This is a genomic window from Halalkalibacter wakoensis JCM 9140 (genome assembly GCF_000513095.1).
In the GTDB taxonomy this organism is placed as follows: domain Bacteria; phylum Bacillota; class Bacilli; order Bacillales; family Bacillaceae_D; genus Halalkalibacter; species Halalkalibacter wakoensis.
This window is the reverse complement of sequence record NZ_BAUT01000078.1, coordinates 1-18,054: the sequence shown is the minus strand read 5'-3', so window position 1 is coordinate 18,054 and position 18,054 is coordinate 1. Positions and strand designations below refer to the sequence as shown.

At 39.2% G+C, this 18,054-nt stretch carries 15 protein-coding genes, 1 pseudogene and 1 riboswitch; of the genes and pseudogenes, 6 read left to right on the top strand and 10 right to left on the bottom strand.

The window, feature by feature from the left end:
- The first annotated feature begins 275 nt into the window (after nt 1–275).
- Nucleotides 276–1,817 (top strand): FAD-dependent oxidoreductase, encoded by a 1,542-nt coding sequence (locus tag JCM9140_RS18805; protein WP_034750173.1) that lies wholly within the window; start codon nt 276–278, stop codon nt 1,815–1,817.
- A 250-nt stretch (nt 1,818–2,067) separates the two neighbouring features.
- The gene (locus JCM9140_RS18800) at nt 2,068–4,056 is read left to right on the top strand and encodes a methyl-accepting chemotaxis protein (protein WP_034750170.1); all 1,989 of its coding nucleotides are present in this window, start codon (nt 2,068–2,070) and stop codon (nt 4,054–4,056) included.
- Between the two features lie 47 nt (nt 4,057–4,103).
- Here JCM9140_RS18800 and JCM9140_RS18795 read toward each other — a convergent pair whose 3' ends face one another.
- The 8 genes from JCM9140_RS18795 to JCM9140_RS18760 all read right to left on the bottom strand — a co-directional run bounded on the left by JCM9140_RS18795 (nt 4,104) and on the right by JCM9140_RS18760 (nt 12,835).
- Entirely contained in the window at nt 4,104–4,481 is a 378-nt protein-coding gene (locus tag JCM9140_RS18795) for a VOC family protein (RefSeq protein ID WP_034750167.1), read from the bottom strand.
- Nucleotides 4,482–4,495: 14 nt separating this feature from the next.
- Nucleotides 4,496–6,682: a DNA topoisomerase III gene (locus JCM9140_RS18790; protein WP_034750165.1), complete on the bottom strand. Its 2,187-nt coding sequence runs from the start codon at nt 6,680–6,682 to the stop codon at nt 4,496–4,498.
- Nucleotides 6,683–6,760: 78 nt separating this feature from the next.
- A complete protein-coding gene (locus JCM9140_RS18785; RefSeq protein WP_034750162.1) occupies nt 6,761–7,588 on the bottom strand; it encodes a glycosyltransferase family 2 protein in 828 nt (275 codons plus the stop codon).
- Nucleotides 7,589–7,649: 61 nt separating this feature from the next.
- The gene (locus JCM9140_RS18780) at nt 7,650–7,964 is read right to left on the bottom strand and encodes a DMT family transporter (RefSeq protein ID WP_034750159.1); all 315 of its coding nucleotides are present in this window, start codon (nt 7,962–7,964) and stop codon (nt 7,650–7,652) included.
- On the bottom strand, nt 7,964–8,305 hold the full coding sequence (locus JCM9140_RS18775) for a DMT family transporter (RefSeq protein WP_156314925.1): 342 nt from the start codon (nt 8,303–8,305) through the stop codon (nt 7,964–7,966). The genes JCM9140_RS18780 and JCM9140_RS18775 overlap by 1 nt, the downstream gene beginning before the upstream one ends.
- A 91-nt stretch (nt 8,306–8,396) precedes the next feature.
- A riboswitch (guanidine-I (ykkC/yxkD leader) is annotated at nt 8,397–8,495 on the bottom strand.
- A 1-nt stretch (nt 8,496) separates the two neighbouring features.
- Nucleotides 8,497–9,684, bottom strand: coding sequence for a class I SAM-dependent rRNA methyltransferase (locus JCM9140_RS18770; RefSeq protein ID WP_034750153.1), 1,188 nt, complete (start codon nt 9,682–9,684; stop codon nt 8,497–8,499).
- Nucleotides 9,685–9,796: 112 nt separating this feature from the next.
- The gene (locus JCM9140_RS18765) at nt 9,797–11,473 is read right to left on the bottom strand and encodes an EAL domain-containing protein (RefSeq protein ID WP_034750150.1); all 1,677 of its coding nucleotides are present in this window, start codon (nt 11,471–11,473) and stop codon (nt 9,797–9,799) included.
- A 462-nt stretch (nt 11,474–11,935) separates the two neighbouring features.
- A complete protein-coding gene (locus JCM9140_RS18760) occupies nt 11,936–12,835 on the bottom strand; it encodes an SDR family oxidoreductase (RefSeq protein WP_034750147.1) in 900 nt (299 codons plus the stop codon).
- A gap of 166 nt (nt 12,836–13,001) precedes the next feature.
- On the opposite strand from JCM9140_RS18760, the gene JCM9140_RS18755 reads away from it, so the two are divergent.
- Entirely contained in the window at nt 13,002–13,307 is a 306-nt protein-coding gene (locus tag JCM9140_RS18755) for a DUF3817 domain-containing protein (RefSeq protein WP_034750145.1), read from the top strand.
- Between the two features lie 113 nt (nt 13,308–13,420).
- Here the strand turns inward: JCM9140_RS18755 and JCM9140_RS18750 are convergent, their stop codons facing one another.
- Together JCM9140_RS18750 and JCM9140_RS18745 are read right to left on the bottom strand one after the other, a co-directional pair.
- Nucleotides 13,421–14,008 (bottom strand): DNA-3-methyladenine glycosylase, encoded by a 588-nt coding sequence (locus tag JCM9140_RS18750; protein ID WP_034750142.1) that lies wholly within the window; start codon nt 14,006–14,008, stop codon nt 13,421–13,423.
- Nucleotides 14,009–14,043: 35 nt separating this feature from the next.
- Nucleotides 14,044–14,580 (bottom strand): GbsR/MarR family transcriptional regulator, encoded by a 537-nt coding sequence (locus JCM9140_RS18745; RefSeq protein WP_034750139.1) that lies wholly within the window; start codon nt 14,578–14,580, stop codon nt 14,044–14,046.
- A gap of 238 nt (nt 14,581–14,818) precedes the next feature.
- Between JCM9140_RS18745 and proV the strand changes: the two genes are divergently transcribed.
- The 3 genes and pseudogenes from proV to JCM9140_RS18730 all read left to right on the top strand — a co-directional run bounded on the left by proV (nt 14,819) and on the right by JCM9140_RS18730 (nt 17,836).
- The gene (gene proV, locus JCM9140_RS18740; RefSeq protein WP_034750136.1) at nt 14,819–16,048 is read left to right on the top strand and encodes a glycine betaine/L-proline ABC transporter ATP-binding protein ProV; all 1,230 of its coding nucleotides are present in this window, start codon (nt 14,819–14,821) and stop codon (nt 16,046–16,048) included.
- Nucleotides 16,049–16,895 (top strand): annotated as a pseudogene (locus JCM9140_RS18735) (ABC transporter permease).
- A complete protein-coding gene (locus JCM9140_RS18730; RefSeq protein ID WP_034750133.1) occupies nt 16,895–17,836 on the top strand; it encodes a glycine betaine ABC transporter substrate-binding protein in 942 nt (313 codons plus the stop codon). The pseudogene JCM9140_RS18735 and the gene JCM9140_RS18730 overlap by 1 nt, the downstream one beginning before the upstream one ends.
- Nucleotides 17,837–18,054: the final 218 nt, after the last annotated feature.

Genomic DNA, 18,054 nt, shown 5'->3' with positions numbered 1-18,054 from the left:
GCGGCGGTTAGGCACTTTTCCATTGGCCTCAATTGACCTCGTTATAGAGGGACTTAGCACCTCCTTGCGGTTGCGAGCGACTGCAGCGCAAGGAAACGGAAACGGACATAGGAAGAGCACCTACCCATAACAACAAAGGAAACAAAAACAATGCGAAAGTGGCCTTTTTAAAAAATGCGATATTACGTAATCTATACAGTTCTTTCTGTCATACATGAAAACCTTTTGATTGGAGATAGTATGAAAAGAAATTCCAAATATCGGAGGGTATACATATGTCAGATGAATACAAAATAACGAATTCTTCTATGCCAGATCATCCAGAACCATATTGGAGAGACTCTGTCGATCTGCCTTCATTTCCTACTCTTGAAAATGACTTACATGTTGATGTAGCGATTGTAGGTGGAGGAATTTCAGGGATTACGACTGCTTATCAATTATCAAAAGAAGGTTTGAAAGTAGCCATACTGGAAGCTGATGTCCTCTTAAATGGAACAACAGGACATACCACAGCAAAAATCACAGCACAACACGGTGCCATCTATAACGAATTCATTGCCCATTTAGGTGAAGACAAAGCAAGACTCTACTATGAAGCAGCAAACGATGCCCTCCAATTTATTCAGAACCTTGTAACTGAAGAGAACATTGATTGTGATTTTTCAACTGAAGACGCGTATTTGTACACCACGACAAACAGAGGAGTAACAAAACTTGAAAAAGAAAACGCCGCATATAAAACATTAGGTATTGAAGGTGGTTTGGTCGATTCCATTCCATTAAAACTCCCGGTTAAATCAGCTCTTGTTATGAAAAATCAAGCTCAGTTTCACCCGCTAAAATATCTTGCACATTTAGTAAATACAATCGTTGAAAATGGCGGGAAGATTTTTGAACATACGGTTGCAGTTGATATAAAAGATCAACAAAAGCCTGTTATTATGACAAGAAACGATGCAAGCGTAACAGCTGACCATGTAGTCGTTGCCTCACACTTCCCGTTTTATGACGGTGGAGGTTTGTATTTTTCACGAATGTATGTAGAACGTTCCTATATTTTAGCGGCAAAAGTTAAAAAAGAAGAATGCCCAGATGGAATGTACTTAAGTGTGGACTCCCCCTCTCGTTCTTTGCGTTATACGATGAGAGATGGTGAAAAGCTAGCTTTACTTGGGGGAGAAGAACATAAAACAGGCCAAGGAGTTAACACACAATATCATTATGATGCGCTTGAACAGTATGGGATGGAACTATTCTCTCAATGTGAGATTCAATACCGTTGGTCCGCTCAGGATATGGTGACGTTAGATAAAGTTCCTTATATCGGGAAAATTTCACGAACGCATCGTAATATTTATGTCGCAACAGGCTACCGGAAATGGGGAATGACGAACGGAACACAAGCAGGACTCCTTCTTTCTGACTTAATTATGCAACGAGACAATCGTTATGAATCACTCTACCGACCATCTCGCTTTATCGCAGACCCAAGCGTGAAAAAGTTCATTACCCACAACGCTGATGTAGCTAAGCAATTGTTACAAGGGAAATTTGATAAAAGTGAGCTTCACCCTGATGATGTTGATGTCGACGAATCCGCTGTAGTGACCGTTAACGGCAAACGTGCAGGAGCTTATCGTGACAAAGAAGGACAACTTCATGTGGTGGATACCACATGTACCCATATGGGCTGTGAAGTACATTGGAACCATGGGGAGCGCACATGGGACTGCCCTTGTCACGGATCACGCTATTCCTACAAAGGCGAAGTAATGGAAGGACCAGCCAAAAAACCACTCAAGAAATTAGAATAAAGAGGGGGAGAATCCTCCCCAAATGAAAAAAACTCTTAAGAATCTCAAAAAGTTCGACAAAAAAATTTAACCCTTTTTAAGCCTGCTAGGAGAGCTAACACCAACTCATAGCAGGCCTTTACTATTTAAAACGGTTCTACCAGGACTCCTTCCCTCACATTTTCCTAGATCTTTTTTCATAGTTTTGTTGAAATTTTGTCGAAAATTTCGGATAATAACAATATTATCCATAAAGGAGGCTGTAACAACTATGAAATCTATTCAAACTAGACTGATTAGTCTCATCTGCTTAACGTTGACGATAACTCTTATAATCGTTTCTTCCCTTACTTATTGGCAAGTGAAGCAACAAGTACAATCCAATGTTTTGCTAGAAGGTGCTACTTCAGTTCACGAAAAAAAGAACCAGATCGACCTCTACTTAACAAACTATTCCACCTCCATGCAACGCTACGCAAATGATAATGGTATTGCCGAGTTTTTACTAGCATCCGATGAAGAGAAAGAACCTCTTTGGCAAATCATCAATCAAGATTTTAACCTCTTTAACGACTTAAATGAAAACATCGCCGTTACGTATATTGGCACAAATCAAGGCGAATTTTATACAGAGCCTTTTATTGATGTTGGATCAGATTATGACCCACGAGTGCGCCCATGGTACGAGCAGGCTTCTGCAAATCCTGGTGAAGTCATTTGGACTGAACCTTATTTAGATGCCAGTTCAGGAGAGTTTACTGTTACAGCAGCCCAAGCAGTTGTCGGACCCGGAAATACTGTTCTAGGTGTAGTGGGCTTGGATTTATCTTTAGAAAATCTAACCAGTATCGTCACCTCCACTACTTTAAATCATGATGGTTATTTCTTTATGTTTGATCAAACAGGGATAGCCCTCGTTCACCCTACCATGACAGACGATAATAGCGAAGATCCAATTGTGTCTCAAATGCTCAGCAGTGATAACACAGGACATATTGACTACACACTCAACGGATCCAATCAACAGCTATTTTTCGAAACAGTTGCTGATACAAACTGGAAAGTGGGGGCTGTATTTGCCGAAGAAAAATTGCTTGCCCAAGCAAATGAACTTCGAAATGTTATTTTACTTACTGCTTTAATTGCTATTTTGATCGCCGTTGTTGTTTCTTTTCTAGTATCAAGGCGAATGACAAAACCTATTGTTGCGCTTCGTAATCAAGTTAGCCGCGTAGCAGATGGAGACTTAACCGTTTCGATCTCCTCTGCATCAAAAGATGAGATTGGACAGTTAACAAACGACTTTAATCGGATGGTTTTAAAAATGAAGGATTTGGTCCATTCAATTCAGAACTCTGTTGACCAGGTTTCACGTTCGACAGAATCGTTAACTGCGATTTCCGAAGAAACCATTGCTTCAAGTGATGAAGTTGCAGCTGCCATCAACGAGATTGCAAATGGTTCCTCTAAACAAGCTGAAGAGATTGATTCTACAAAGCTTGCAACAATCGATTTATCGAAACAAATTGATCATGTAAACTCTTTTTCTACTAATCTAGTAACATTGTCTCATCAGGCAAAAACAGAAAATGAGAAAGGCTCAAGAACGATCTCGACGCTTCGTGATCAAACAAAAGGATTTAATGGCGTTATTCAAGGGGTGGAAGATGTTGTACAAACCCTCTCTTCTCGAGTAAAAGAGGTTGGACAAGTCATTGATACGATTAATAGCATTTCTGAACAAACGAATCTTCTTGCATTAAATGCTAGCATTGAAGCAGCACGCGCTGGTGATAGCGGAAAAGGTTTTGCCGTAGTGGCTGATGAAGTAAGGAAGTTAGCTGAACAAACCTCGCAAGCAACGAACCAAGTTAGGCAAACGATCGAAGGCATTGAAACGGAAGCTGATAAAGTGGTTCATGAAATGGCTACAACTAAAACGATAACAGAAAATCAAAACCATGCTGTCCAAGAAACAGAAACAAGCTTCAAAGAAATAGAGAAGGTTGTTGAACAAATTATTTCTTCCATTGACTCTATTAAAACAGAAGTAAAAAATATGACCGAATATAAAGACGCCGTCGTATCATCCATTGGAGACATCGCACGCGTTTCAGAGCAATCTGCAGCTGCTTCTGAAGAGGTTGCAGCTTCATCTGATGAACAGCGTAAAGCTCTTTTAACCGTGTCTGATTCCACTGAGTTATTAAATAACGCGACACAACAACTAACCGAACGAATGAAACAATTTAAATATTAACAAAACAAAAAGCCAGCTAGTTACATTTAGCTGGCTTTCTCTCTTATCTATGTTTGCACAACGTGTAGCTCGATAATATGTCCATCGGGGTCGCAACAGAAAATCTGAGCAAAACCACTTTTGCTGTCAGGTTTTTCAACTATCTCAACTTTATGTTTTTTTAACCATTCTGCTGTTTCCTCATAATCTTCAACACGCAAAGCAAAGTGTTTCCCTCTTGAATCAATAACTCGTTCTGGCTGGTCAGGCATGCCCTCATCAACAATCAAGTGAAGCTGCCCCTCCCCTATTTCATACCACGCGCCTTCAAAATCAAAAGCTGGTCTTTCAATTTTTTTCAAACATAAAATGTCACTATAAAAAGCAATGGATCTTTGTAAATCAGAAACAGGCAAACTAACATGATGAAGCATATTCGCTTTCATACGTCACATCCCCTTTATTTATCTAATTTCAACTTGGCTAACGCATCGGCTAACGCATTATTGGAGAATTCCTCTTGTTTGTTTTGCTTTTTCATATAATTATTAACTTCACGTTTTGATACTTTTTTGTTTTGGTTGTTCTTTCTCCGTTCTTGGAATGTCGATAGTTTCTCCCTGTGTCCACATACACAAGCAAACGTTTGACCTTCTCCTTCACCCCAAAGCTCTAACTTCTTTTTACATTTCGGACAACGAGCATTTGTTGTCTTTGAAATGTTTTTCTTATAGCCACATCCAGGGTCCTGGCATACTCGTCTTTTTCCATGTTTTGATTTGACTTCTAAGAGCATCTTTCCGCATTCAGGACAAGGACTACCTGTTACATTATCGTGCTTGAATTGTTGTTCGCTTTGCTTAATGGACTGAACAATGTCTGCGGCATAGGTTTTCATATCTTCTACAAATGTAGCTTTGTTTAGCTGACCTTTTGCGATTTGATCCAATTTTTGCTCCCATTCAGCTGTTAAGGCTGGTGATTTCAAATCGGCTGGGACGAGCTCTAGCAACTGTTTGCCTTTGCCTGTCACATGTAAATATTTGTCACGCTTTTCAACAAGATGAGTATTTAATAGTTTTTCAATGATGTCTGCTCGAGTAGCAACCGTTCCAATTCCACCTGTCTTCCCAAGTGTTTGCGCCAAATCCTTATGATGACTTTCTAGGTAAGCGCTCGGTTTTTCCATTGCTGCTAGCAGCGTTCCTTCTGTTAACCTTTCTGGTGGTTTCGTTTGGCCAGAGATCACCTGTGTATCCTTAATGGAAAGCGTATCGCCTTTTTCCACTTTTGGTAGATTACTCTCACCCTCATCCTCTTCGAAAGATCCCTCATCAACAAACACAACTTTCCAACCTGGAATCGTCACTCTTTTTCCTTTGATTACAAATGATTCATTGCTAGCCTTAGCCTGCACTGTTGTTTGTTCGAATTCACTTATAGGGAAAAAGTTAGCTAGAAAACGTCTTACAATTAAGCGATACAATTTTGTTTCTTTTTCACTTAGTGCGTTTGGTCCTGGTGACTGTTCAGTTGGAATGATCGCGTGATGGTCAGAAACTTGCTTGTCATTGATGCAAGGAAGCTGACTACTAATCTTCACTCCTTTAAGCTGTGAAACCAATTTCCGAAATGGCTGAACATCACAAGCTTTAATACGATCAGCTAACGTATCAACCATATCTGAAGACAAATAACTTGAATCTGTTCGTGGATACGTAATCACTTTATGCTGTTCATACAATCTTTGAATGGTTGAGAGCGTCTCTTTTGCTGAATAACCGTAGCGTTTATTTGCTTCTCGTTGCAGCTCTGTTAAGTCATATAATTTTGGTGCTGGAACCTTTTTCTTTGCTGTCTGAACATCCGCTACCGTTATGGATTTATTTTTTAAAGACGCTGCAATGGTTTCAGCCTTATTCTCATCAAACATACGGCGCTCATTTGTTTTTTGATCAACCCATTGAAACGACATGCCATTGTCTGTTTTGACAAGCAATTGTTTATAGGGAACTGGCTTAAACGTTTGAATGTCTTTTTCTCTTTTGGCGATCATCGCAAGTGTTGGTGTTTGTACTCTTCCACAGGAAAGCTGCGCATGAAACTTCGTCGTTAGTGCTCTCGTTCCATTGATCCCAACATACCAATCGGCTTCTGATCGAGCGACTGCTGAATGATAAAGTCCCTCAAACTCCTTCGCATCTTTTAATTTGGCAAAGCCTTCTTTTATGGCACGATCGGTTACAGATGAAATCCATAAACGTTTTAATGGTTTATCTACATGAGCTTTCTCAAGAATCCACCTTGCGACAAGCTCTCCTTCTCTTCCTGCATCCGTTGCAATGATAATTTCTTTTACATCTTTACGCCTTAATTGTGCTTTTACAGCTTGAAATTGCTTATTTGTTTGCTTCATAACAACTAACTGTAATCGTTTAGGAAGCATCGGAAGTTCTTCAAGATTCCACGTTTTATATTGCTCTCCGTAACTTTCAGGCTCAGCTAATGTAACAAGATGACCTAGTGCCCATGTGACAATATATTGATCACCTTCAAGAAACCCATTTCCCTTTTTTCCACAGTTTAGAACGCGGGCGAGGTCACGGGCAACAGAAGGTTTTTCCGCTAGTACGACTGACTTTTGCATCGAAACATCCTTTCTCGTCTGATTCTTCCATGATAGCACCGTCATGACAAAAAAGATATGACACTAGCTGTCATACCCTTACTGTCCTATTGGCTTAGGCTTCCACCTTGAAGTCATTCCACTACCGTCCCACACCTGCTCACTTGCAGCTTCTCTTTTTTTCATTTCTGGTTCCTGTAACAACAAATCAAAGTTCTTTGTTGGCAAAGGACCTAACTGATGTTTGATGGACAATCGGTCTAAATGAATTCTCATGCTGTCTATTTTCTTTGACTCGTTATTCGTTGAATCTGAAAAATTATAAATGACACTCGCGACCGGCAAACGTTTCACGTGAAACATTTTAGCTGTGCGTAAATAAAAATCCCAGTCCCAATAATGCTTCAGGCTTTGATCGAAGTAACCAATCTCATTATGTACTGACTTGCGATACAAGCAGCCTGAAGGAACAAATGTAGAGAATTTTCTCATATCTTCTAACTCATTCGTATAAGCAAACAGCTTCCTATGAACTGGAACCCGCTGATGATCTTTAACATGATACCTCACAATTTCCACATCTACATGAATAAAATCAACTTCTTTTATCGCACGTACCATTCTTTCTACATGTGTAGGAACAATCCAATCATCATCATCAATGAGCATGACATACTCTCCCCTTGCTTGCTGAACCCCCCTATTCCTCGCAGCAACATGAAGTTGATTGCTAGGAAGATCGATGATTTTACAAAGTAGTTCAGGGTATAGGTCAACCACTTCCTTAACAGAAATTCCTGCATCATTAACGATGATCACTTCAAAATAAGGATAAGTCTGTTGCACCAACGATTCTAGCAATTCTGCTAATTCAAGCAGGCGATTATAAGTAGGAATAACAATGGAAACAAGCGGCTGCACACTCATCTATTCAACACCTTATTGATTTTTTACTAATGTTATAGCACACTTACCTATAAAAGTGTAGCTATGTTACTAGTTTCAATCCAACTGCTGCAAACACAATCAAGCTTAAAAAGAAGATTCTTTTCCAGTGCTTTGACTCACGATAAAAAACCATTCCAATTATAACACCCCCAGCAGCTCCAATTCCCGTCCAGACTGCGTAAGCAATGCCCATTGGTAACACGCTCATAGCTAGCGATAAAAAAAGAAAACTTAAACTAAACGCACTTATTAACAATATGAGTTGCAACCATCCTTTTTTTCGATTCAATTGAGTAATCATAGCCACCCCTAGCATTTCAAACAATCCAGCTAAAATTAAATAGAACCATTCCATTAAGACGCCTCCATTCCTTTTACCTGTTCATCTTCAGGCGTACTTACTTTCAAGCCAATGACACCGATAAGCAAAAGGATAATAAAGAAAAGCACCGGCCAGCTGAAAGGTTCTGCAAACATAATATGATCCACCATGACCGTTCCAACCGTTCCTAACCCAACAAAAACAGCATAAGCTGTCCCAACGGGTAGTGTTTTTCCAGCTGAAATCAACAACGAAAAACTAATAAAAATGCTAATTCCCGTAAGCCCCCATGTAAAAAGGCTTGAAGCATACTTTAATCCGACAACCCAACCTACCTCAAAAACAGCAGCAACTATTACGAACATCCAGGCTATGTTTTTATTCATTCTTTTCCCCTCACATTCTGCAATCTTTTCAAAAACAACCAAATAAAAAAACCCGAAACGTTGCTATCAATTGATAGAAACCTCCCGGGCTTTTCTCCCTCCGTGTACATAGATAACATCTATGCGCTTCCTCTTGGACCAGTCCGTTCAAACACGCGGAACCCTAGAAAGCTTTTACTCTATTTTCTTTTAATAATGACAACTTTTAAATAATCCCCTTCTCGAAACGATTTTATTGTTCTGAAATCGTTCGGCAATGAGTACTCCTCTAACACTTGATACTTTGCTTTTTCCTTTTTAAAAGCCTCTTGAATAAATGTATGAAATTTCTCTAATGAAAATGCACTACAATTGGTTGAAGCAACAATCACGCCATCTTTCTTTGTTATCGCGATCGCCTCTTGTAACAAACCAGTATAGTCTTTTGCTGCACTAAAGGTACGCTTTTTGGATCGAGCAAAACTAGGGGGGTCTAAAATCACAACATCAAAAGCCTTCCCCTTCTTCTTAGCATACTGGAAATAATTAAATACATCCATCACGACAATGTCTTGTTCCTCATAATCAATGTCATTTACACTAAACTGTTCAATCGTTTTAGGAAGACTACGTTTAGCTAGGTCTACACTCGTTGTTTTAGTGGCTCCACCAAGTGCAGCAGCCACAGAAAAGGCCCCTGTATAAGAAAATGTATTAAGGACTTCTTTTCCTTTTGCATAGTTGTCTCTTATAGATTTTCTTACTTCCTTTTGGTCGAGAAACACACCTACCATCGGACCATCATTTAAGTAAATGGCAAAGTTCATTCCGTTCTCTTTTACAAGGAGAGGAAATTCACCTCTTTCCCCCATAACAAAGTCGTCATCCTCCACGTATTGGCCTTTTTGAGCAAAACGCTTCTTTTCATAAACTCCTTTGAAAGTTGCCAATTGTTTTAAGACAGAGTATATGTCATCTCTAAATTGATACATTCCTTCGCTATACCATGTTACTACATAATAATCATTATAATAATCAATCGTTAACCCCCCAACACCATCTCCTTCTCCATTAAAGAGTCGAAAAGCCGTTGTGGTTTGATCGTCAAAAAGTTGTTTTCGTCGGTCAAACGCAGCTTGAATTCGGGTCATAAAAAAAGCTTCATTTATTTGTTCATCTTTGTATTTTGTTAAAATCCAGCCAATTCCTTTGTTTTGCTTCCCATAATAGCCTTTTCCGATAAATGATCCAACTTCATCAACAACGGTAACCATTGCACCTTCTTGTATATGTTGGTTATGTTCTAGGATTGCAGCCTGTTCTATTAATGGATATCCTCGTCTCATCTTTTCTGCAAAACGTTTTTTTATTGTAATTGTTGTTTCCATTTAGGGATTAACCAACCTTCCTTAAAACCAATTTTAAATGCACTCATTATAACATGGCCAGACAAAAACCGGTAATTAGCCAAAAAAAACCTGTCCATGTCAAGGTTCATGGTCAGGTTTCCTGTACTAATTCTATCCATTGATTTTTAGCCACTCTAGACATTTTCGCTATGACTTCATTGGGTCCTGGTTTCCCAAACAAATAGCCTTGTAATTCATCACAAGATATGTCCATTAACATTGTAGCTTGCTCCTTTGTTTCTACCCCTTCGGCTGTCACCTTGACACCGATCTTTCTAGCCAAAGCTAAAATTGACGTGATGATGTGAAATTCCTTTGAACCTGGGAGCAAATTTTGGACGAAAGCTTTATCGATTTTTATTTTATCAACTGGCAACACTCGCAAATAATTAAAAGAAGCATGCCTCATGCCAAAATCATCAATCGCAATCGTAAAACCAGCCTTACGTAAAGAATTCAACTTAGCCACGAGCTTTTTCTCATCTTCTAATAACGTGTGCTCAGTCAATTCTAATTCAATTAAACATGGGTCAATTTGATTCATATGACAGGCTGAAAGCAATACACTTTCTAATTTCGAGCATTCAAACGTTTTCGTTGATAAGTTTATCGAAACTTTACCTATCTCTCCATTTGATTGAGCAACTTTTTCACAAACGGTATCGATGACCCATGTATCAATTTCTTTAATAAACCCACATTTTTCAGCAGCGACAATAAAGATATCCGGTGGAACTGGGCCCAGTTTCGAACTGAACCAACGAAGCAAAGCTTCATGCCGAACTTCCCCTGTAGTTGCATTTACGATTGGCTGAAAGTGAAGAACCAACTCCTTGTTTTTAATACAATTCTTTAGTTCATCCTCTAAACGCGATTCCGATTGTAGTTGTTCCGATTGAGTGAAAGAATCAAAATAGATAACTGCATTGCCTTTCTCTGATTTTGCCTGCTGCATCGCCTGATACGCTTCATCAATATAAGTCGTTATTGATTTGGATCGTTCCCCTAAACTAGAAATCCCCATTGATGTTTCCATGAGTAATTCTTTCCCTTTATGCAAAAAAGGAATGGAGATCATCTGTTGAACGTCTTTTAATGTTGCTATCAAGTCCCCATTCTCTTCTACTAACCACAGAAATTCGGCTCCTATTCGAGCTAAGTGAAACTCCTCCCCAGAGACGTTCTTCATTCTCTTTATAAATTCAAGGATATACACTTCTTCAAATGAGCTGTCATTAACATCTAGTATGCTGTTGCCTTTTCGGTGTAACGTTATGTAGCAAAAAGCTAATGAATTCATGTGTTTTTGTGTCTGAAGCTTGTCTTTTAAATGATCAAGTAACGTGTGGAAACTTGAAAGACCAGTCAGTTGATTCATATATGACGTATTTGTTAGTGGAATTTTCTCTGTATAACTAATGAAATGAGTTACTTTTCCATCTTGTTCAATAAGAGGCATCACAACTAACTTTGCAACCTCATCATATGATTCCATATGTAATTTATCTTCAAAAATAACCGGCTTCTTCGTATCATTTGCCTCTTTATACAATCTAGCTAAATGATCAGCAATATAATTCGGATAGACGTCATAAAAATGCTTTCCAATAGCATCAACATCGAGAGAAGCTAGCTTCTTCGCTTCTGAGCTAATATACCGGTAAAAAAACTGGTTTTCTTTTAGCTCCATTAAGAAAACGACTTCGTACAATTCCTCGAACGTTCTTACTATATTTAAAATGGGAACAACTCTTTCTTGCTCATCCAAAATGAAACCCATCCTTCCAAGTTGTTGAACGTAACTTCTCACATCTATTTTAGTTGATAAAACAGCAAAAAGGAACCTTTCGCCTGACGAATTAACTGGAATAAGCTAATATTTTTTAAAAATTTTATATTTTTGTCTAATAAAGAGGCTCCTAACCCCAAAGGGAAACCTATTCTTTTTTTTTCTTTTTTGTGCGAACATCTTGGCGACCGCTTCACTCGCCGTGCGCCTTTTGAGAAGTTCGCTCAAACGGCTTAAAACATAACGGCGGCTCCGCTGGTCGCTTCGGCTCCTAACCCCAAAGGAAACCTATTCTTTTTTTCTCTTTATTTGTGCGAACATCTTGGCGACCGCTTCACTCGCCGTGCGCCTTTTGAGAAGTTCGCTCAAACGGCTTAAAACATAACGGCGGCTCCGCTGGTCGCTTCGGCTCCTAACCCCAAAGGAAAAGCACCTTTGGGGTTAGGAGCCTACAATCCAGCCTCCGTTTACGTGGAGGGTTTGACCTGTTACGTAGGTGGAGTCATCTGATGCGAGGTAGACAAAGGTGGGGGCTACTTCAAACGGCTGCCCTGCTCGTTTCATCGGTGTATCTGTTCCGAACGTTTTTACATCTTCTTTCGGAAAAGAAGCCGGAATGAGCGGAGTCCAAATGGGCCCTGGTGCAACGGCATTTACTCGGATTCCCTGTTCTGCAAGGTTCAGAGCCAATGAGCGTGTGAACGTAGTTAAGGCACCTTTTGTCGCTGAGTAATCGATTAGTTTTTCATGTCCTTGAAACGCTGTAACCGATGTATTGTTAATAATAGAATCTCCTGATTGCATAAATGGCAAGGCTGCCTTTGTCATATAAAAATATGGGTATACGTTTGTTTCAAATGTCATTTTTAACTGGTCACTTGTAATATCCAGTATCGATTCCTGTACAAACTGTACTGCATGATTGTTTACTAACACATCAAGCCTTCCAAATGAATCGATGGTTTGTTTCACTACTTCTTCCGATGCCTCTTCATGCCGTAAATCGATAGCAATCAACAAACATTTCTGTTCAAGCTCCTCAATACGCTTCTTTGTTTCCTCAGCGTCTTTATGTTCATTAAGATATGCTATCACAACATGGGCTCCTTCTTTTGCAAAGGCAATGGCTGTAGCTCTTCCAATTCCACTATCTCCACCAGTGATAATCGCTACCTTGTTTTTCAACCTTCCAGATCCTACGTAATGAGGATTCTCCGAAATTGGGTTTGGGATCATTGGATACTCCAAACCAGGTTGCTGATCTTGTTCTTGAGGTGGAAATGAAATCGGTTGTTCTATGCACTTTGTTTCTTTGTCATAATAAGGGTATACCGGATACATGTTGTTCATAACCCCCTTTAGGCTGTTTGCCTATAGCGTATTCACCATGACGTGAAACGTGTTTCTTGAAATTGTCACGAAATGAACCCTTCCTCTACAAAGAGACTTGCTATAATGGGTGATAGAGTTTACGATACCACTAGTTTAGTCATGAGGAGATGATGAGATGAGTTCAACATTAAAACTATTTCGATTCGTTAGTCATATAGAAGGAATATCGTTTATTCTGCTTCTTGGAATTGCGATGCCCCTTAAGTACATGTTTGATATGCCAATGATGGTTACGGTTACTGGGTGGATTCATGGTATTTTGTTTATGCTTTACTTTGTCGTTCTTGCCGTTGTCATGTTCACGGAGAGGTGGTCCGTTAAAAAAGGATTATTAGCCTCAATTGCTTCGGTTGTTCCATTTGGACCATTCATTTTCGACGCTAAGCTTTTAAAAGAGGAACCTGTGACGAAAACTTTTTAATGAATACAAAAGCTCCTTATTCAGCTACTCGCTTTAAGGAAAACGGGCTCACGAAAAGACTAAACAAAAAAACAAGCTGACTTTTCTATCATTAAGTCAGCTTGTTTTTTTGTCTACCTAGAAACAAAGCGATTGCCAGCTTCCCAATATCTCCAAGGATATTCCTTAGCCTCACCGCTGTTTTCAATACCGATTCTCGGGCCCGACTGGACATCTTTCACCGCTCTTCCTTCAGCAATATACAGAGGTGGTTCAAACATAGGAAGTCCGTAATCCTCTCTCGTAATCCCTAAAGCTTTTGTTAGTTTTCCGGGACCATTGGTCAAATCTTTCTCTTTCTTCTCGTGACCTCTTCGATCATACATAAGTTCGATCCCACTGGCTGGCTCAATCGCCCGTATTAAAACAGCTTCAGGATGTCCTATTTTACCACTTACCACATTAACCAAACAGTGGGTATGCATCACATATGTGTAAACATAGCCGGGAGGTCCAAACATCACTTCCGTTCTTTTCGTTCGACGGTTTCCAAAACTATGAGCAGCACGATCACCTGGGCCGATGTACGCTTCTGTTTCGACAATCCAACCAGAAGCGAGTCCATCTGTTGTTTCTTTCAATAGAAGTTTTCCTAGTAAGTTTTGCGCAAGTTCTAGTGTCGGTTGTGTAAAAAAATCAACTTTCAGTAGCTGAATGTTCATTTATCCCTCCCACTAGCTTCATCATTCCTCAACGGTCATTCATCTTTCATAGGAATAAATTCGAATATTTCCTTTGATTCAATACTATCGACGAATCGGCCTACCCAATCATAATAGTCAAGTGCATGCTTAAGCTTCTTTTTATCAATAACGGCTTCATTCTTTACTTGCTCCGATGTTGCCTCATCTTCAATCAATTCATCTAACTCTTCAAGTGATTTTTTTAATGAAGCTACATTGCTCGAAATAGCCATTCTCCATTTGACAGAAAATAAATCTGTAAATGTCTCATACCAATCATCAATCGATTGATATAAGTCTTTCCGAACGCCTCTCTTCCATACCTTTTCAACCATTCTTAACTCCTGTAGTTGTCTAACAGATGTACTCATCGTTGTCTTACTCATCCCAAGCTCATCTTTCATACAATCTAACGTCATCGGTTCTTCACTAAAATAAAGCAGCCCATATAAACGGCCGACCGATGGTGTAATGTCATACAGGTGCATATTATGTGCCATTGAATCGATAAAACGCGACCTAGCCTGCTCTAATTTTTCTTTATCTCCCATCATGATCACTTCCCAGTGCCTTCTTTAATTATTAGACTACCATAACAATTATGAAAGTTGAAATTAGCAATTACCAGCAATATTGAGGATTCAAGAGGGATTGTAAGAATAAAGTCCCGAAAGTTTGTTCAGTTTTAACTTTACGAACTTAACATACAGTTTTTGCCGTATTATGAACTTTGTGAAATAAACGAAAACATTTATATAATTAAAAGGTGCTAAAAAACGAGGTGAAAACATGAACGATAAAAAAGTAAAAATTAAGGTTGATCATGTTACAAAGATTTTTGGAAAAAACGTCAAACAAGCCTCCAACCAGCTTAAGGACGGAAAATCAAAAGCGGATATATTAAAGAACACTGGCTGCACAGTTGGTGTAAACCAAGCAACCTTTGATGTTCATTCTGGCGAAATCTTTGTCATTATGGGTCTTTCTGGAAGTGGTAAATCAACATTAGTTCGTCTATTAAATCGTCTAATTGATCCCACTAGTGGAAAAGTAGAAATTGATGGTCAAGATGTCGTCAAAATGTCAAAAGAAGATTTACGTGAAGTGAGACGGAAGAAAATAAGTATGGTCTTTCAAAAATTTGCTTTGCTTCCTCACTATACCGTTCTTCAAAATACGGAATACGGTCTTGAAATTCAAGGAGTACCTAAAGAAGAACGAACGAAGAAAGCATTGGAATCATTAGAACTTGTTGGTTTAAAAGGTTATGAAAATCAATATCCAAGCCAACTATCCGGTGGAATGCAGCAACGTGTTGGACTTGCACGCGCATTAGCTAATGATCCTGACGTATTGCTTATGGATGAAGCATTTAGTGCACTAGATCCACTCATCCGAAAAGACATGCAAGATGAATTACTTGATCTGCAGTCTTCCGTTGAGAAAACCATCGTATTTATTACACACGACTTAGATGAAGCACTTAGAATTGGTGATCGCATTGCTTTAATGAAAGATGGGAACATTGTTCAAATTGGAACACCAGAAGAAATATTAATGAATCCTTCTAACCAATATGTAGAGCGATTTGTTGAAGATGTTGATTTATCTAAAGTGTTAACCGCACATCATGTTATGAAACGTGCTGAGACGGTTCAAGTTGATAAAGGCCCTCGTGTAGCTTTAAAGCTTATGAAGGATTTAGGAATTTCATCGATTTACGTTGTAGACAAACAGCAAACTTTGCTTGGTGTTGTCTCTGCTGATGACGCCAAAAAAGCGGTTGATCAAAATCAAGCAATTAGCGATGTTCTTACGAAAGATTTAACAACGGTCAAGCCAGATACAGTGTTAACGGATCTATTTGATAAAGTATCAAATGCTTCCATCCCTGTTGCTGTCACAGATGAGAAAAACAGATTAAAAGGTCTCCTTGTCAAAGGAGCCGTTATCGGTGCCCTTGCCGGTGATGAAGAACATATTAACCTTATAACTGATCCAACTAGGGAGGTGAACTAAATGGAAGATTTCATTCCAAAGCTCCCATTAGCAAGTATGATTGATGACTTTGTCTCATGGTTAACAAGTAACTTAAGTGGATTATTTCAATTTATTAGTGTCATTTTGCGTGGAGTTGTAGATGGGATTGAGTGGATTTTAATTCTCCCCCCTCCAATTCTATTAATCTTAATTATTGGATTTCTTGCTTGGAAAACGAGCAAATGGAGAATGGCCTTATTCTCAGTTGTCGGACTGTTATTAATTTGGAACCTAGCTATTGGGATCATATGATTCAAACACTCGCCTTAGTTCTAACAGCTGTTGTCGTCACAATTGTCATCGGGATCCGATTGGAATTTGGGCTTCTCAAAATACGTTGGTTAGACAAATTGTCACACCAATCTTAGATTTAATGCAGACGATGCCCGCATTTGTTTACTTAATTCCAGCTATCTTTTTCTTTAACATTGGAGTTGTACCAGGAGTGTTCGCATCCGTTATTTTCGCGATGCCACCAACAATCCGTTTAACCATATTAGGAATTCAACAAGTACCATCTGATCTAATTGAAGCGACAAATGCTTTCGGTTCAACGACAAAGCAACGCTTACTAAAAGTTCAATTGCCACTTGCCATGCCAACGATCATGGCAGGAATCAATCAAAGCATTATGTTAGCTTTATCAATGGTTGTTATTGCAGCCATGGTTGGAGCGCCTGGACTCGGTACAGAAGTATATCGTGCCGTAACCCAGATTCAAACTGGAGTTGGTTTTGAAGCTGGTTTGGCTATTGTAATTATTGCAATTATTCTAGATCGAATCACTCAAAATATAGGAAAGAAAAAACAAGGGGGAACACATTAATGTTGAAAAAATTACTAGGTTTAACAACTGCAACTGCTTTAGCTTTCAGTTTAGCAGCTTGTGGCGGAGAAGAACCAGCAGAAGATGCACCGGTTGACGAGACAGAAGGAACGGAAGAAGCTACAGAAGAAACAGCTACTCATGTTGGGGAAGATGTAGACTTTACAATCGTTGGTATTGACCCAGGTGCTGGGCTTATGAACATTACAATCAATCAAGTATTACCAGATTATGGTCTTGAAGATGACTGGAATGTTATTGAAAGTTCTGGTGCTGCAATGGCTGCTTCATTAGCAAGTGCTTACGAAAATGAAGAACCAATTATTGTTACAGGTTGGAGCCCACACTGGAAATTCTCTGACTTTGATCTTAAATATTTAGAAGATCCTTTAAACCTGTATGGTGGAGCTGAAGATGTTCATACAATCGCTCGTTTAGGTTTAGATGAAGATCACCCTAACGCTTACCAAGTTTTAGACCAATTCCAATGGGAGCCTGAGCACATTGAATACGTAATGGCTCTAATTAATGAAGGTACGTCTCCTGCTGATGCTGCAGAACAATTCGTTGAAGAAAACGCAGATCTAGTTGCAACTTGGACAGAAGGTGTAGATTCAGTAGAAGGTGATGATTTTACTTTCTTATATGTTGCATGGGATGATGTTATTGCTAGTACAAATGTAATTGCTCACGTTCTTGAAACAGTTGGTTATGATGTTACATTAACACAAGTTGATGCAGGTCCAATGTGGGCTGGTGTAGCTTCTGGTAGTGGTGACGCAACTGTTGGAGCATGGTTGCCAACTACTCACGCTGATTACTATGAGCAATACGATGGTGATTTCATTGATTTAGGTTCAAACCTACACGGAACAGCTCTAGGACTAGTCGTTCCAACTTACATGGATATTGATTCCATTGAAGATTTAGTTGTAGAGTAATAGAAAAGTAGCAGAAACACATCTAAAACCATTTGGTTTTAGGTGTGTTTTTTTAGTGCAGGTAGTGTATAGTGTGCGCTACTTACGTTTTCGTTTTCAGACAGCTCTTTCCCTTTTGATTCCCTTTTTGCCTGTTTCTCTCTCCCAAAGGGCACTATTCTGCCTTGCTTTTGAGAAAACAGAAATTTTCTTACATAAGTTAGTAGATAACCGGCCGC

Bases quoted from the DNA above. Each gene is read 5' to 3' on its own strand.
- JCM9140_RS18805 (WP_034750173.1), top strand. From the start codon at position 276: ATGTCAGATGAATACAAAATAACGAATTCTTCTATGCCAGATCATCCA.
- JCM9140_RS18800 (WP_034750170.1), top strand. From the start codon at position 2,068: ATGAAATCTATTCAAACTAGACTGATTAGTCTCATCTGCTTAACGTTG.
- JCM9140_RS18795 (WP_034750167.1), bottom strand. From the start codon at position 4,481: ATGAAAGCGAATATGCTTCATCATGTTAGTTTGCCTGTTTCTGATTTA.
- JCM9140_RS18790 (WP_034750165.1), bottom strand. From the start codon at position 6,682: ATGCAAAAGTCAGTCGTACTAGCGGAAAAACCTTCTGTTGCCCGTGAC.
- JCM9140_RS18785 (WP_034750162.1), bottom strand. From the start codon at position 7,588: ATGAGTGTGCAGCCGCTTGTTTCCATTGTTATTCCTACTTATAATCGC.
- JCM9140_RS18780 (WP_034750159.1), bottom strand. From the start codon at position 7,964: ATGGAATGGTTCTATTTAATTTTAGCTGGATTGTTTGAAATGCTAGGG.
- JCM9140_RS18770 (WP_034750153.1), bottom strand. From the start codon at position 9,684: ATGGAAACAACAATTACAATAAAAAAACGTTTTGCAGAAAAGATGAGA.
- JCM9140_RS18760 (WP_034750147.1), bottom strand. From the start codon at position 12,835: ATGTATCCGGTATACCCTTATTATGACAAAGAAACAAAGTGCATAGAA.
- JCM9140_RS18755 (WP_034750145.1), top strand. From the start codon at position 13,002: ATGAGTTCAACATTAAAACTATTTCGATTCGTTAGTCATATAGAAGGA.
- JCM9140_RS18750 (WP_034750142.1), bottom strand. From the start codon at position 14,008: ATGAACATTCAGCTACTGAAAGTTGATTTTTTTACACAACCGACACTA.
- JCM9140_RS18745 (WP_034750139.1), bottom strand. From the start codon at position 14,580: ATGGGAGATAAAGAAAAATTAGAGCAGGCTAGGTCGCGTTTTATCGAT.
- proV (WP_034750136.1), top strand. From the start codon at position 14,819: ATGAACGATAAAAAAGTAAAAATTAAGGTTGATCATGTTACAAAGATT.
- JCM9140_RS18730 (WP_034750133.1), top strand. From the start codon at position 16,895: ATGTTGAAAAAATTACTAGGTTTAACAACTGCAACTGCTTTAGCTTTC.